Genomic DNA, 15,899 nt, shown 5'->3' with positions numbered 1-15,899 from the left:
TCGAAATCTAAGCCAGCGCAGTCACAAAGCCGGACCATGTTCACAACTTTAGGAGAGCGGCGCTTCGCGAGAAAGTTGATCGGAGAAAGTAGAAAGTAGAGAAGGCGAAACACGATTCTTTCTACTTTCTCATCTCCATTCTCTCGCGCAGCGCTTCATGCAGTCCGGACCACAGGGGAGATCAGGAGGTCGTCCAGATTCAAATCTTCTGTTGCGACTTGGCGTCTTCGCGTTGAAATCCTCTCCGCGACCTCTGCTTCCCTCCGCGTGCTCTGCGTTCCAACTCATCGCTCTGTCTACTGAACCTACTCAGGCGACCGCTCCAATGCGTCCGCTTCTAGATTCAGCCGCTTGGCACCCTCTTCATTCGCCTGGCTGGCGAGGAAGCGCAAGGCTGTGATTCGATCGCCTTTGGCAGCTTCAATCGTCTTGTTGACTCGTTGTTGCAGCGGGCCTCTTGCTCGTGGCGGCTCGTCTCCAAAAGCAATACTCTCTTCGGGCGCCGTCATTGTCTTGAGAAGATCGTCCGCCTTCTGATTTGCGCCCATCGCCCGATAACAAACCGCAGCTTCGGCTTTGCAGAGCTCTTTCATGGTCGCGTCCGTGTGTTGAGACACACTTCTCTCCAGGCAGATCGCACGGTTCTCCAGGTTGATACCGAGGATTCGATAGGCCTGATCTCCTGCGTAGTACACGTAACTCAAGTTCTTGGGAACCTCTTTGTGTTCTGCCAGAATCTTATCCGCATAGCGAGCGGTGATCTCCGGATGCCCGTGAAACAAAAACTCCTGCAGGAAGTGGATCTCAAGCGGGTAGCCGCCATCGCGCTGGATGGCGACCAGCTCATTGTGGTAGTCCGTGAGATATTGAATGGCTTGTTCGCAGTCCCCTTTGCGAATCAGCAGTAAGGCGATCTCTCGTTTCAACTTTGCATTGGCATAATCATCAGTACCGTTTGCGTTCGCGGTGAGTCTCATCAAGGCGATCGCGTCGTCCCATCGTTGTGCAGCTGACAACAAAGTGACTTTGTTAGTCGTCAGGAATTCGATCTTCTTTGGCTTGCCGACCGACTCCGTCATCCTCGCATCGATAAAGGCGAGCGCCTGACTCATGTCAGGTGTTTTTGAATCTCGCTCTCCACGATCACCATTGGGACCCGGGGGACGCATCCCGCGTCGGCTGATTCCTCCTGACAGTTTCGCGATTTCAGCTGTCCAGGCTTTGATGTCGTTGATGTCGGCGACTTGCTCACGAATCCCGTTGATCTTCTCAAAGGAGGGATCGTCCTCAGGAGTCAACTCGACAACTCGGTTCATGTACGGCAGCCATTCTCCTGCCAGCTGCTCGACCGAAAGATGCGTCACCAGCGTTTCCAGAGCAGTCAGGTCTTTCGTCGTTTCGATCGAAAAATCGTCCGGCAAACTCGCCAGAACACTGCCGGCCACAGCCATTGATTTCAGATTCTGAATCGTCTCATCGCGGTTGCCGCTATAGCCCAACAGCAAGCCATACGCCTCTTCATTGTCGCAGCACGCAATAACGGTGGGGTAACCTTGAATCTTGAATCGCTTGTTCAATTCATCGTTTTGTCGTGTCAGCTCTTCACTCAATTGAAACGACCTGGGGTAGTCCAGCATGACAGGAATGAACTCAGATTCAATGAGCGAAACGACCTCTGCTTCATGCAGAACCGCGTTCTCCAGCTTCTTGCAGACAGAGCACCAGTCCGAACCAGTGAAGAAAAGCAGAAGTGGTTTTTGACTGGTCTGCGAGTCCTTCAGAGCCTGAGCATAGTCCGTTCGCCAGGTGACCTGCGATGGTTCGTTTCCAGCTGCGACTGTAAGCGAGGAAATGGAACCGACAAAAAGCATTGCCGAGAACAGCGATAGGAAATGAAGAGATTTCAAAGTAGTTATCCAGAGAAAGCGAACCACAAAAAGCCCATCGTCACAACAGACGTGTTAAAGCTGCTTACTTCTTTTTCTCAGACTTGGAGACAAGATCGAAGTTCATCTCGTGAGACCCCTCTGCGATGGAAACATTCCTTTTGTCTTTTGGTACCGCATATGTCTTGGGAGGCCCAGGACGACTTCCGGCAGCCTCTTCTTCCTTCGGATCGATGAAGACTTCATGCTCGCCCAGTTCGACACCCTTCCGCCCGGATGTGTGGTAGAGCACAAAAGACCCATCAGACTCAGTCGTTCCCAGCGACGGACGTCCTCCCTGCGTCGGATTGAACAGAACCGTCACATTGGGAAGAGGATTTCCATCCATCGTCACTATGCCATACACCTTTGCCAGATCCGGGCCCTTCTCGCCGCAACCGAGCGAGATCATGGAGATCGTGCAGATGACGGATGTCATCATCCTGCGAAAATAAGCATTACCAGACATTCGAGAAACCTCTTCGAGAGTCATGCCGTTAAGAGAAAGTGAACTCAAAAAAAAGCGTCACCAGCAACGTGGTGACGCATCCTTGCGGTGATTAAAACTCACCCAGCACACCACCATCATCGACAGAGACAAGCTTTTCATAAACGCTGTCCATCACGGGCGGAAACGAACCATAAGTCATCTGCGTCGACTCGCTCAAAAAGTGGACACTGCCATCGGTCATCGCGCATTGAACGCCACCGGCGTGTTGACTGCTGACCCCGACGCCACTGCTCGAATAGCGTGGATAATTGATCCCCCCCGAGCAGATAAAGGCGAAGTCGGCAAAGTTCCAACGTGTGCTGTAACCGTCGTTGGCATACGTTCCCTGACCGAACAGTAAGGCTGCTTTTGCAGTTGTGGAATCGTTTTTCCCGACAGTGAACTTATAAGTTCGCTCGCCCAGAAGAATGGTATTGGACAGCCCGTCTGTAATGTCGCTGAATTTTGCCCCGCCGCTGGCAATCATGGCCCCGTTCGCCATTCGATGGGGGGCAAAGTTATTACCTTGCCAGTTGCCAGCTCCCGGCGTACCACGATGCCAGGAAAACTCCGTTGTTCCATTCGAAGCAACATAATTCGAGAGTGCAGTCTCGTACTCTGTCCCAGCCGGATCTTTCACTTTACGCAGGTCGTTCAAAAGAGGAGAAGCATCGGACGGGCAGCGGAATACGGAATAGACGCCTTGAATCCCAGATCGAGCTGTCGCATTGGAAAACGCATCTTTCATTCGTGCATTTCCAACATTCAACGCATCGAAGAGTGCACCCTGTTCGACAAACGGGAGAATAGATGCCCCCCAGCCCCATTGACAGGTGTTAACAGTCGACCCTGAAACCGTTGTCCCGTCCATCAACTGAAACACTTCCTGCCCCGTTGTGATCATGGGCATCTGGTTGTAAGTGTCATGATAGTTGTGAATCGCCAATGCCAGTTGCTTCAGATTGTTTTTGCAACTGCTACGACGAGCAGCTTCGCGTGCCTGTTGAACGGCAGGCAGCAGGATCGCAACCAGCATCGCGATGATGGCGATCACCACAAGTAACTCAATCAGCGTAAAACCCTTGCGGAACATCGTAGATCTCCAGAACGGAAAAAGAAAAAATGATTGACTGGACTGATGCAATGGCAATGGGCATACCGAAGTCGGTTTCCCACAGATGATTTGCTCCGCGATTAATTGTCATAATGAGCGGCAAGAGAAGCACTTACGACGGCTTCTCTGCTAATTGTGGCAGCATGTGCACCAGCGCGTTTGCCGAAGTCTTGCGTGAGAGTTGCGCCAATTCGATTCGGACGGGAGATCACCATCAATTTTCATTGAAACGTCCGTGAAATCTGCCGAGATTTAAAGCAGGAGTGCGCGTCATTTCAACAAAGCAGATTGTGAATTGCTCATAACTCTCGATAGGCAGCGGGTGTCGTTCCGACGGTTTGTCGGAATTTTGTCGTGAAATGAGGAATCTGAGCAAACCCACAATCAGCCGCGATCTGGGCAATCGACCGCTCTCGATGCAAGGGATCACGCAGAAGCTGCCGGGCACGGTCGATGCGGAGCTTCATCAGGTAATTGATAGCAGTATCACCGACAGCTTGCTTGAAGATCCGGGCGAAGTGAGACCTGTTGAGTTCGGAAGCCGCCGCCAACTCGTCCAGGCCAAAGGATTCACTCATGTGGGCATACATGTAATCAATAGCCCGCTGGATACGATGCTTGTTCCCTGCTTCTGAGAATGGTTCCCCCACGCGATTCCCGCCCGCCAGTGTGATCAGGCGCGAGGTAATGCCATTGAACAGGCAGTCGGTCTTGAGAGTCAGGCTGAGGGAATGCTCGTCTCGAAACTCAAAAAACAACTGTTTGACAAGGACTTCCAGCGTTTCGTCCCGGAATGATCGACTGTGAAGATAAGACAAATCCGGGAGGTCCCGTCCTAAATTGGTCCGGACCTGGTTAAGAAGTGTCTTCTCAGAGAAGTAAAGCACGATCGAGTGGAACGGCCCGACCCCCTGAAGCTTCTGGGGATAGATCGGGCCGCAGAAAACCATATCGCCAGGGTTATTTGGACGTTCGAACTGGCCGCAGTTGAAGTCAGCCTCCATCGGCCGGTCAGCGCCGCTCGAAAGAAGCACGGAGAGGAAATACTGGTTCTCCGACTTATCGCCAGAGAGGAGCGCCTCGGTGATGCGGGAGTTCCCGATCTCGAAGTTCTTGCGCGGGCCAGTATAAAACTCCGTGTTGATGAAGCGGTCACGGATCCAGCCCGGGCTCTTGGAATAGCGATTCCATTCCTCGATCGACTGCAGATTCAGTGGCATAGGGTTGGTCATGGTCTGCGTAGATCGCAAACTCCATGCCAATCCGTTTGACAGCAAGGTGAGACGAGACATTCAACACGACGACGCGATGAAATACGAATTCAAGAACTATCTCAGTCGCTGGAAGCAAAGATGATAAAACATGATCTGAGACTGCGGAGGACAGGAAAGAATCAAAGACCTCTTCTCTGCGATCTCTGCTCTCCTCTGTTCCCTCTGCGTTCCAACCTCTCCCTGATTGGTTGACTGCAAACACCGGGGTTTACATGCGTCGGAACGCAAGAGTCAGGAGGCCGAGGGCGGAGATGATGACGCCGTAGGTGACCCAGCCTGGGATTTCCAGACGGCTGTCTTTGGCTTCTAAAGTCGAGCCTTTCTCAGGGGCGGGAACCTGACTCAGGTCCGCATGAGTGGCAGACGCCAGCGACGGAGTTTCTTGACCGTCTTCAAACGCGACCTGGGCGACGTTCGGAGCCGTCAAAGCCAAAGGAGGGAGTGCCTGAGCCAGCGGAGACTCTGTGAAAGTTGATTCTGCGAGCGCCAGTTCCGCAGCAACCGGAACCTGCAGTGGACTGTTGGAAAAGCTGCTGGTCGAATGAGGAAAAGAATCCACGATGGCAGGTGGCAGGGTGGATGCAGCTTGTTGAATCGGTGCGGACTGTTGAGCAGGCTCGGCGTGCCAGAAGTTGGCTGGCAGCATCGTGGACGTCGATGCCCCACCCTGGCCTGCAGAACTGAGGCTGATCGGCTGATTCGCCTTGGAGATCGACTTTTCAAACGAGGTGAACTGGTCGATCGGGGCGGACGCGGTGTTGACCTGATTGACCGAGTCGCGAGACAGGTCAATGAAGGCGGTCCGAGGAGTGATTTTCACCGTTGAGCCACCGGTCAACTTCGCGATCGAGGGGTTGTTCGAGAACTCGTAGTCTGAGATCTGAGGCGTCTTCTGAGGGAACGCGTCTCGGACGTTCGGCATAGAGGCCGTCTTTACGATCGCAGTCTCTTTGACGACCTGCTGCGGCGGTGTCAGACGACGCTCGACTTCCATGCTCGCTAACGCGATTTCGCGGATGATCGTCGGATCGATCTGCGGCATCTTCATGGCAGTCTCTTTTGCAGACTGGATGTTCTGCTGAGCATCAGCAAGGTGCCCATCGGCGAGCTTGATCTTGGCTTCTTCCAGGTCAATTCGAATACGCGTGGCAAGGAATGTTGACGGATTCGAAGCTGGTTCCTGGGTGACAACCGTTGCGCCGAAGAACGGAGGCTTTTCTTCTGGCTTGGGAACCTTTCGAGTGGCCTGGTATCTGGCGGCCAGCGGACTGTTCGGTTTCAACGGAGTGCCAGTCTTGGCGGTTTCGGTTGTCCCGGGAGTTGCCATGGCGACGGTAGCCACGGTAGTCGGCTTTTGTGGGACTGCAGGCGGCTGTGGCTGAGTGACAGCGGCCCATGGGTCAGCTGGCGTCTGAGCATCGAGAGCAACACTGGCAGTTGCTGCAGGCTGTGTTGACCAGGGAGCCGCTTGCGAAGCAGGAGACTGAGCGCCTGCCAGTGAGACGTTGCTCACACCAGGCGTCGCAGGGGGAGTTGTCCGCGCAACATTCTGATTGGCCCATGCCGCTGGAGCAGCGTTTGTGGGTGATTGAGACGCAGGGGCTTTGCCGAGCTGGTTGTAGTCGGTCTTCAGAAACTGATCGAAGGTGACACTGTTCACACTCGCGCCAGGACGATCCGGAAGATTCTGCTTCAAGCGGGCGTAGTTGATCTGGTCCACATATTCCTTCCCGTCAGCAGACAGGAAGTGAGCATGGACTTCGCCAGGACCGCCATTTGGATTCGCGGTATAGCCGACCTGCTGTGTCGCCCCGGACGTACCGAGGTCAACGACGCTCGAACCAGCCCCGCTGTCCATCGTGGCTTCACCAGGATTCTGCGTGACCTTGGAGTCTTTTCCTCCAAAGCAGCCGGGCAGAGAGAGCATGGTTGCCATCGCCAATGAGGCGGCTGCCGATCCATAGCGGACAGTATTCATGAGTCGTTTCTGTTTGATTGCACGCATCGGATGTGCTCATAAGAGGAAGCATTCGATAGTGGCATCCATGACAGATCTGGTTGCCCCCCTCGCGAGAGATAAGACGAGCCCGTGTTTCCCGACACAGGTGTTTCCGCAGGAGACCTCTCAAGAGAGGGCATGCAGGAACATGTTCCTATCGATCGCGTTATGTCTGGAATCGGTCATTCCGATTATCCGACTTGAGATGGTGGCAAGGTCTCTAACAAGCGTAGGGGAGCAATACGTGGTCAACACCAACGAAAGCGACCCCACAATCTATACAAACGCTACAGAAAACAGCTGTTCCAAGGCTGCTGCTGCACAGTCTGGAGAAAATAGGCAGACAAATTCAATCGTATGGGCTCTACCTGAAATTCTAGTTGTGCCCGGCTCAACGATCGTAAGGAAGCCTCCGCGCAACAAAAAAGACACACCAGGAAGTGTGCCTTTTCGTGATCTTATTGTGAACAGCCGTCCAAGAAACTAGGCGGAGCCGCCAGGTTTACGGGCCATCAGGTCGCGTCGTTCAGCACGGCGACGGGCGCGGCGCTTGGTTTCGCTTGGTTTTTCGTAGTATTCGCGACGGCGCATTTCTTTTTTGATACCGCTGTGTTCGACCAGTTTACGAAATCGTTTGACCGCATCCGACACATGCTCGTTATCACGCAACCGCAACTTAACCACGAAATAGATCCTTTCGAAACCGAGTGTCTTAATTTGGTATCTGGGTCGTGATGAATCTGGCATCACGAAATTGTTCAAGTAACTGCGCAGACTTTTTCTGCGAAGGATCGGACATCATATCGGCGCGAGGGCGTTCTGCCAAGCGTGTGAACGGGAAAAGAAAGCCGTTCCGGATGCATTTTCAAGGTGTTTGCTTCTCGGGCGTGAATTTAGGCAACCCTTTGAGGAGATCCCAAGCCGGATTGCGGGCGGTTTTGTCTTCCGTTTCCGTCGAAAGCGGCGCAGGAGACGTGACGACGGTCTCCGGAGCAGGGACAACTTTAATCGCGACGTCGTCGAGCAGCACATCCCCCAGGCCGGAGAGATCGAAGACGGCAAAGAACGAAGAATCCTGATGGATCGATCGGACCATGCGGAAAGGAGTCCAGTTGTCGACGTTGGTGTAGCGGAGCGCAGCGACCGATCCAGCCTGGTTGTCATAAATGCGGAAGGCGTTTTCAGACAGATTGACAGCCGTCGGCGTGCGGATAAAGCCTTCCACAATCACCGTCTCTCCTGCGCGGACATCGAAGGCAGGAGTGATCAAACGGGTCAATGGCTCGGTGATATTAAGGTAATGTTCCTTCTCCACCGGAAAGGCGGCCAGGCGGAGGGCGAAATCGCTGTTGTGGCCCTGGCGGCTAGCCAGTTCACTGATAAGAGTGACATCGGGACGCGGCTCCTCCAGACGCTCCCAGCCTTCCTGGGCCATGAGAGCCGGATCTTCGAACGTCCCGCTGGTCAGGACGTTTTTAAGACTGTTGCTCTCCTTGAGCTTCAGGCGGTCGGAAAGACGCCAGTAATCAGGCAGGGTCTGAAAGCAGAGGGCATCCAGCGAGGACGGGGGCTGCGACAGGTTCGCAACCGAGTTCGACCAGAATTCGTATTGAATCCCACGGCAGATCCTCATGACTTCCTGAGCATCCATGCGTGCAGAGTGGAACTGGCTGCTCGACAACTTCTGTTCGCAGCGATTCAACAGCTCCGGGATCGTCCGGTTCAGCGTCGCACTGTAGATGTTGACGTTTGAAGTATAAGCCGCGAGTTCGTTGATGACCGCTTTCGTCCGCAGGTATTTGGCACGGGCCAGTTCGAGAGTCAAGCGGGCAGCTGGTTCGCGAAGTTTGGCGATCTTGCGTTCGATCTGGGCCTGAACATTTTGGTCGGTGGTGACGAAAATGGCCGAGGTCATGTCCAGTTCGGTGAGCGTCAATTCCAGTCCGCCGGCTTTGCGGGCACGTCCGACGCTTTGCTTGTCAGCCCTTGTCGGCGAGATCTGCAACGCGACCGCTGTTTCGGGAATGCCGTGGACAATCATCTTACATTCGCGGGCGGTCAGTGGAGCTGGCACATACTGGGCATCACGACCAAACCAGATCGGAAGAATCAGCCAGCCATACGGACAGTGGATGACGGCCGCCTGGATATCGGTCTTTGACGTTGCAGGTGAAAGTGAATTGGCTGGCTTGGCTCCGCTGTGGTAGGACATTGATGTCGTGCGAGACGGTGCTTGGGGCGTCTGCCCGGCAGCGGTGAGATAGACATCGATATTCCCCATGCTATCGCCGGTCGCGAGGAATGTTTCCAGGAGTTCGAGTTCAAGATTGACCAGTTCGATCGCCAGATCGCGCTCTTTGAGAGCAGGCTGGTCGGAGCTGTCCTGGGTGGCGGAACTCAGAGGCGTTTGTTTCCAGAAGCCGATCCCTCGGCAGCCGCTGGCGATCGCGGTGTACGCCTGGAGCATGATCTGCTCGGGTTCCATGGTGACCGGGTGAATCGCATTAGGGCGGAGGGTCTTGTAAACGCTGTGAGGGTCCGTCTGGATCCAACTGATACGCAAAGCATCGGGGGCCGCGATCGTCGCTTTACGATTCATGTAATCACGGTATTCCTCGAGCGTGATCGAGGTTTGCATGACGTGACGACTGATGCCCAGGAAGTCGAGATCGTGAGAATAGAGATCAACACCTGAGGAGATGTCGGCGAAGATCGGGCGCGGATGCACTGGCTGGCTGCCCTGAATCTGATCGATCCACCGAAGCATGTCGCTGCGGTCTTCTTTGCCGACGCGGGTGCCAAGAGTCCAGAACAGAAGTCCATCCGGGACTTTCGCCTGATGAGAGTTCAGGGCCAGCGAAGCCGCAAGAATCTCGCCAGAGCCATCTCGCAGACAGGGAGGTGTCGATGTGGTCCACATACCTGCCAGACGGAAGGCTTCGATCGTTTCGTTATCGAGCAAGCCGTCGGTGTAAATGACGTTGGCGCGAGAGGATTTCAGCTGATCGAGAGTCTCGCCGTGAGAGGGAAGAATGCGAGGAAAGAAGGGAGTATCGTCGACGAGGAGACGATCAGCCCGGAGTGAGACGTGCTTGACACTTTCCTGTCGGGGAGCAGCCATTTCTGTCGCGATCGGAACGAGGGGGCCGCACCGCAGATCGTCGATGAGCAGCTCACTGATTCCCTGAGAGATCGGCATGCGCAGATAGATCCGGTCGATATACAAATCGCGTGTATCTAGGAGAACGCCGGGGTGCTGGGCACGCCACAGGATCTGCTCGCGAGCAATGGCGTTGTCAGTCGTTTTACAGGTGAGAGTTTGCCAGCGACCTGATTCTTGAAGCGTTTCGCCGTTGATGTGCTTGACGAGAGGCTGGCCCGTCGTCGGGTCGATCATGCGGGGAAGAACGACCCGCAGGTACATTTGCGTACCCGGATGAGAGGCTCGAACCGCCAGCGAGACACTCAATTCATCGAGGATTCTGGAAGCAGGGAGTTCGTGCTCGAAGATCACAACTTCATCACGGGCATTGGATTCCATCTGGATCTGCTCGGCGGCTGCACCTTCAAAACGCAGCGCGTTCGTGCGATCGTGAATGGAAATCCGGACGGCCGATTCATTGCGGATCAGCTTCCAGGAGACCTGAGGATCATCGAAGCCGAAGTGAAAATCGCGCGCAGCGACGACGTCGGGGCAGAGCAGCCCGGCGAGGAGAGTGATCACCAGAGTTACTCCGGTTCCACGCAACGTGCGACGTCCTTGTCTTTCTGGATTCATAATCTGAGCCCCTGTGATTCATTCGGGGGGCTGGAGAATGTACTCGAAAACCAATTTTTCAGGACAGACCAATCCTGAAGTCGGGTAGGATGTTGCCAATTTTCAACAAATCACTTCGGGTTGCCAGAAAGCCCTGTCCTCGCGATTTCTCGGAATCCAACGCTTGCGTTCGTACTGATCTGATGCCAACAATGAACGAAATCAGACAGACACGTTAGAATCGTTTCGATCCGAAGACCCCAACCGTCAGTCAAAACGGGGTCCATAAGGGCGCGGTGATATGAGTAGTTCCAAGACTTCCCTCAGCGACAATCGAATCGATGAGCTCCCGCGCGAACTGACCCATCTGGGACAGCGCATTCACTCGCTACCGGAACAATACCGCCAGGATCTGGAACTCGCCTACAGCCAGGTCGTCGATTGCGTCCGTCGACGACGACGAATCCTCGGACTCGTCCAGGAAGCCTTGTCGCAGCTGCGACTGGATATCAAGTACCTGATGTTTGATCTGGAAGTGACACGCAAAGAGCGAGATGAATTGAAGGGACGGTTGGAGGAGTAGAGGTTCTTCTAGCCCGATAGATGCAGGAATCCGATATGAACGAAGATGTGCTTGCGATCGCCGCATCGTTGATAGATTTAGACGACGGCGTCGAAGGCCAGGAACTCGAAGTTTTCATTGACGAGTTCTGCAAGCGACATGGTCTGAGCGAAGTTGATGGCAAAGAAGAGCACACCTGATCTTATCCAATACGGAATTTTTCATTGGAAATTTGTATCGTGTAGGGTCCGCTGTGCGGACCGTCAATTCGCATGGCGACAAATAGAATCTCTGTCGTCAAACATCCGCATTCATCGCGATACTCAAAGCTGATGCCGATCAACGGTCCGCATAGAGAGTGTGAATTTTTCTCTGTCGGGGATTTTATTATGAGGGCGTGGGGTCGAGTAACGTCGTCAGCAGGGAAGTGGGTTATGAGTTCTGAACAGCGGCAGATCAAGTCCCAAAAGCAGGTGCGGGTGCAGCGGCCTGAGCGCAGGCAACTGGAGTGGAAGCCGCGGGCGTTGGATCAGTTGATTGCCTCTGACCATCGCGTGAGGCTGGTGGTGGCGTTCGTCGGGTCGCTGGATCTGTCGGCGTTGTATGAGACGATTAACGCGGTGCCTGGTCAGCCGGGGCGGGATGCGATTGATCCGCAGGTGCTCATGGCGTTGTGGTTGTATGCGACGATCGAGGGGGTTGGCTCGGCGCGTCGTCTGGATCGGCTGTGTGATACGGATGTCGCGTATCAATGGATACTCGGCGGCATCACGGTCAACTATCACACGCTGTCGGACTTCCGCACTCAACACGCCGCGTTCCTGGATCAGCTTCTGACGCAGAGTGTGGCTTCGCTGCTGCATGAAGGGTTGATCGAACTGGAGAGCATCGCGCAGGACGGGATGCGTGTGCGTGCCTCGGCGGGGAGCAGTTCGTTCCGTCGCGAAGCCACCTTGCAGCGCTGTCTGGACGAAGCCGTGAGCGGGCAGGTCATCCCCCCGGCAGCGAAGACAACATGCCAGCGAAGACAACCACGCCGAAGCGCCCCGCGTTGCGGGGGGGGGGGGATCGGCACGAGGAATCAAATTCAGCGAATCAAGGGGCTGGGAAGTGAAAACACCGGCCTCACAGCGGACCCTACGGGGAGGGAGTTGCTTCTGTGAAACAGAGGATGACGGCTAAGCCGCTGGCGGAGGTGTGGCTTTGGATGCGTCTGCCGGCGGGTTGGGACCAGTCTTCGCCGAAGAGATAGAGGTTGCCACGTTTGTTTTTCCAGGCGGCGTTGGCGTTGGTCACCATCAAGGGGCGGAATTCTTCGCGCTTACAGTCATCAATCAGCAGTTTCATGTAGCGGACGAAGATGCCTTTGAAGGCACCGCCGTCGCCGGAGCCTTCGGGCTGGAGGATGCGTTCGTCGGTCCGGCAGAGATTGTCTTTGGTCCATTGGGCTGTTTTGACGGCGTCGTCGAGGTAGGTCTGGTCATTGGTTTGCTGGTAGAGGAGGACGGCGGCGCCGATGTAGGTTCCCTGGTTGTAGGTCAGGGAAAATCTGGCGACATGGTTATCGTTGCCGGCTTTGTCGCGGCCGATGCTGTCGAAGATCTTGCCCGTGCCGTCGGTCAGGGTTTTCTTCTGCCAGGCGAAGAGGCTTTTGGCTTTGTCGAGGTACGATGGATCTTTCAGGAGAACTGAGAGACGGACTGCAGCGATGACGGCGGGGGCGTTGAGGCAGGTGTTTTTTGAGGTCCGTTCGTTGATCCAGTACAGGCCGCCGCCGTATTTGTCGTCGAGGAAGTTGTCGTAGACAAAGTCGAAACTTTCCTTGGCCTTGGTCAGGTAGCGCTCGTTGCCGGTGATCTTGTAGGCGCGTGTGCAGGCGATGGCCCACCACATGATGTCGTCGTTGAATTTGTTCTTCGTCCAGTCGGGGTTATCGCGTACGAAGCCGTCGTAGAGGTCATCGATCTGCTGTTTGACTTGGGGATCGCCCGTGCGGTCGTACTGGTCCATGACGACATCCCAGATCTGGGCGGTGAACCAGAAGTCGGCTTTTGTTTCGCCACGCAGGTCTTTGCGGACGACTTTCTCTTTCGCATCCCAGAACGTTTTATTGAAAGCGTCGAAGGCGGCGTCGGCTTCTTCGGGAGTGACGGCGAAGCAGCGGGTTGCGGTTGTTGTGATCACAACCAGCAGGAGGAGGGCTTTGAAGAATCGAGAGGTCATCACAGGCAGGGTTCCAGGCAGGAGGAAAATGGAAGGCAGGAACTATGAATTAACACGAGACGGGCCGACTCGCTATTGGAAAACGGGTGAAATATCGATTGAAAGTTCAGGATCGTGCCGTGAAATGTTGGCAGGAGGGTCGAGATCGAGAAATCCGAATGTGTCATTGTGTCTGTGTCAAACGAGGCAAACGCTACCGTCGCCCCTGATAACATGGTACAACGGAAGTGTCAGATTTTGTCAGTGTCGACTTGTTTTTGGACCGTCTGCGCGCGACAGTCTGGCGACCGCGTCTGCTCTCGCTGGCGAGAGTTCAACGATCTTCCTTCCTGCAAAATTTTCGATGAGGCAAACCCGCTATGCAGCGTCCTGTTCTCTCCCTCCGCTCGCTCGTTTTTGTTCTGTCTGCCCTGGTCATCACCAGCAGCCTGACTGTCACCAATGCTGTTGCTCAAGAAGAGAAGAAGGAATGGACTGCCCTCTTCGACGGCAAGACCCTGGACGGCTGGGAGCAGATTGGTGGTAAAGGCAAGAGCAAGTGGGAAGTTGTCGATGGGGTCATCGTCGGTACCGGCGATGTTTCGATGCTCGTCAACACGACTGGTCCTTACAAAAACTTCAAGTACCGCGCTGAAGTCAAAATCAACGACAAAGGGAACTCAGGTCTGTACTTCCGCACGACCCGCCGACCGGGCTTCATGGATGGTTACGAAGCGCAAATCAACAGCAGCCACACCGACCCGATCCGCACCGGATCGCTGTACGGCATGTGCCACATCTACAAAGAACTCGCCAAGCCAGACACCTGGATGACTTATGAAGTCGAAGTCAGCGACGACAAATGGCGTGGCCGGGACATGACCCGCATCAAGTTCTCCCTCGATGGCGAAGAACTGTATGAGTACTACGACTTCGAGAAGACTTACCCTGCTGGCCATTTCGCGTTTCAACAACACGATCCAGGCAGCAAGGTTGAGATCCGCAAGGCGGAAGTGATGCCGCTGAAGGACTAAGGGTGACGATACCTGCACACCACTCGACATCATTCCGTTGGTGTGTGGTTGCAACGCGGGACAGCGGCTCGGACGGAGCCTCGCCCTCCCGTTGTGCTGGTGAGCAATGTGCGCGGGTAAGTGCCTTGAGCTCACCCTCATCCGTCGTCGAAGCGCCGACACCTTCTCCCCTCAAGGGAGAAGGATTTAAGACGGCTCCCCTCAAGGGAGAAGGGACAAAAGAAAAAGACGCCTGCGGGGAGTGAAAGCTTCTGTGGGCGTTTTTTGTTGCGCAATGCATGGTGGTTCTCCTGGATTGAGTTTCGTTGGATTCAAAATGGTCGGAACCATGTGGTCGTGCACTCCGCAGGGTCCCTCTATCTATACGGGAAGTGTTGCGCTGTTGGGGTGGTTTTGAGGTCGCTGGAAAGTGGGTTGCGGAGTGGGTGTTGTCGTAACGCGTTGGTGGGGTGAGGGTTGTTTTTAGACGGGGATTCGGCGGGGAGTTTTAAGACAGTCAGTCTGAGAATCAGTTTTTTGAACCGCGGAGGAGGGGGGATGTGAAGTTGGTGTTCGTTATGAAACTCGAAGAGCACTGGCACAGCCAGTGGCACCCGATTGTTGAACCTGGGGCTGTTTGAATTGTCAGGTGGGGATGAGCAAACACAATCGCGATTATGACGTTGTGCCTTTGGTTCAGCTGCCGAATATGCCGGGGGTTCCGGTCTACTATTATCCTGGGGCGAGCATAGAAGGCGGGAAAGGGGGAGCGCTGTACCTAGTGAAACCGGATTGCGGTCAGAACTGGGTGGGAGTTTTTGCGTATGGTGACTGTCATGGAATGCAGATGGAAGACGGACCTTTCGCCGATGATCGGACAAATTATGTTTCCGTCTTGAGTGATGGTTTGCTCTATCGTGTCGATGTCACCGAGCCCACCTGTTATTGCGTTGAGACCTATGTGACGACCGGATCTGCTGTTTATGACCCTGTAAGTGAACTCGTCATTCTGGTGAGTCGAGAATTTGTCGAGGTGTTTCGAGATGACATCAGGCTGTGGCGGATTGATGGAACGTTCTACGATCTCAATGAGATTCGTTTGAAAGGGGGACTTGTTTGTGTCACGGTGAATGAGTGTGGAAAGTGGTACTCACTCGGAGTCGATCTCAAAAGTGGCGAGGTTCTGGAACGTCATGAACTTGATGAAGAACCAGATGATACCTACGACTCAGGCTATCGAGAGGGATGGCTTATCAAACGCTGGCGTCAAATCCGGTTGTGGTATCACAAAGCATGAATTCGAAGAGCACTGGCGGAGCCAGTGGCACCCGGAGTTCGGACGAGGCCGTTGAGACTGAGATTTGCCCTCAATGATTGGAGAGAATAGGTTGGCTTGTTGGCGCGTTGCCCTCATCCGCCCTTCGGGCACCATTTCCTGAGAAGACTACCGCGTCGTTCACTCTCGTCTATTCGACGAGAGTGAACTCCTTGCTTCCACGGGGGGAGAAGGGAGCGATATGCTTTTCTGAATACAAGTAAGTGTTTATGATCGGAAGCCTTCCC

The 15,899-nt window shown here is 54.6% G+C and carries 13 protein-coding genes; 5 read left to right on the top strand and 8 right to left on the bottom strand.

Features of this window, described 5'->3' with window-relative positions:
• Positions 1-305: 305 nt before the first annotated feature.
• From SH248x_RS18655 to SH248x_RS18625, 7 genes are all read right to left on the bottom strand, one after another.
• Entirely contained in the window at positions 306-1,907 is a 1,602-nt protein-coding gene (locus SH248x_RS18655; protein ID WP_459555827.1) for a thioredoxin family protein, read from the bottom strand.
• A 64-nt stretch (positions 1,908-1,971) separates the two neighbouring features.
• On the bottom strand, positions 1,972-2,394 hold the full coding sequence (locus SH248x_RS18650) for a hypothetical protein (protein ID WP_459555826.1): 423 nt from the start codon (positions 2,392-2,394) through the stop codon (positions 1,972-1,974).
• A 91-nt stretch (positions 2,395-2,485) separates the two neighbouring features.
• Positions 2,486-3,508 carry a DUF1559 family PulG-like putative transporter gene (locus SH248x_RS18645; RefSeq protein ID WP_459555825.1) on the bottom strand — a complete coding sequence of 341 codons (1,023 nt, stop codon included), beginning with the start codon at positions 3,506-3,508 and terminating at the stop codon, positions 2,486-2,488.
• Positions 3,509-3,828: 320 nt separating this feature from the next.
• Positions 3,829-4,749 carry a helix-turn-helix domain-containing protein gene (locus SH248x_RS18640; RefSeq protein ID WP_459555824.1) on the bottom strand — a complete coding sequence of 307 codons (921 nt, stop codon included), beginning with the start codon at positions 4,747-4,749 and terminating at the stop codon, positions 3,829-3,831.
• 262 nt (positions 4,750-5,011) lie between these two features.
• Entirely contained in the window at positions 5,012-6,781 is a 1,770-nt protein-coding gene (locus tag SH248x_RS18635) for a hypothetical protein (protein WP_459555823.1), read from the bottom strand.
• 504 nt (positions 6,782-7,285) lie between these two features.
• Positions 7,286-7,486 carry a small ribosomal subunit protein bS21 gene (gene rpsU / locus SH248x_RS18630; RefSeq protein WP_459555822.1) on the bottom strand — a complete coding sequence of 67 codons (201 nt, stop codon included), beginning with the start codon at positions 7,484-7,486 and terminating at the stop codon, positions 7,286-7,288.
• A gap of 181 nt (positions 7,487-7,667) precedes the next feature.
• Positions 7,668-10,526 carry a hypothetical protein gene (locus SH248x_RS18625; RefSeq protein WP_459555821.1) on the bottom strand — a complete coding sequence of 953 codons (2,859 nt, stop codon included), beginning with the start codon at positions 10,524-10,526 and terminating at the stop codon, positions 7,668-7,670.
• Between the two features lie 334 nt (positions 10,527-10,860).
• On the opposite strand from SH248x_RS18625, the gene SH248x_RS18620 reads away from it, so the two are divergent.
• The 3 genes from SH248x_RS18620 to SH248x_RS18610 all read left to right on the top strand — a co-directional run bounded on the left by SH248x_RS18620 (position 10,861) and on the right by SH248x_RS18610 (position 12,284).
• A complete protein-coding gene (locus tag SH248x_RS18620) occupies positions 10,861-11,142 on the top strand; it encodes a transcriptional regulator (protein WP_459555820.1) in 282 nt (93 codons plus the stop codon).
• A 35-nt stretch (positions 11,143-11,177) separates the two neighbouring features.
• Positions 11,178-11,321, top strand: coding sequence for a hypothetical protein (locus tag SH248x_RS18615; RefSeq protein WP_459555819.1), 144 nt, complete (start codon positions 11,178-11,180; stop codon positions 11,319-11,321).
• 234 nt (positions 11,322-11,555) lie between these two features.
• On the top strand, positions 11,556-12,284 hold the full coding sequence (locus tag SH248x_RS18610; protein ID WP_459555818.1) for a transposase: 729 nt from the start codon (positions 11,556-11,558) through the stop codon (positions 12,282-12,284).
• Here the strand turns inward: SH248x_RS18610 and SH248x_RS18605 are convergent.
• Positions 12,259-13,344, bottom strand: coding sequence for a glycoside hydrolase family 76 protein (locus SH248x_RS18605; RefSeq protein WP_459555817.1), 1,086 nt, complete (start codon positions 13,342-13,344; stop codon positions 12,259-12,261). The two genes, SH248x_RS18610 and SH248x_RS18605, sit on opposite strands and share 26 nt — an antisense overlap.
• Before the next feature lie 359 nt (positions 13,345-13,703).
• Between SH248x_RS18605 and SH248x_RS18600 the strand changes: the two genes are divergently transcribed.
• Both SH248x_RS18600 and SH248x_RS18595 read left to right on the top strand, forming a co-directional pair.
• Positions 13,704-14,357, top strand: a complete 654-nt coding sequence (locus tag SH248x_RS18600; RefSeq protein ID WP_459555816.1) for a 3-keto-disaccharide hydrolase — start codon at positions 13,704-13,706, stop codon at positions 14,355-14,357.
• 634 nt (positions 14,358-14,991) lie between these two features.
• Positions 14,992-15,633, top strand: a complete 642-nt coding sequence (locus SH248x_RS18595) for a hypothetical protein (RefSeq protein WP_459555815.1) — start codon at positions 14,992-14,994, stop codon at positions 15,631-15,633.
• Positions 15,634-15,899 lie beyond the last annotated feature (266 nt).

Source organism: Lacunimicrobium album (genome assembly GCF_052161635.1).
GTDB lineage: Bacteria > Planctomycetota > Planctomycetia > Planctomycetales > Planctomycetaceae > SXPC01.
Note: the sequence above shows the minus strand (reverse complement) of the source record. Positions and strands in the feature narration are given on the sequence as shown.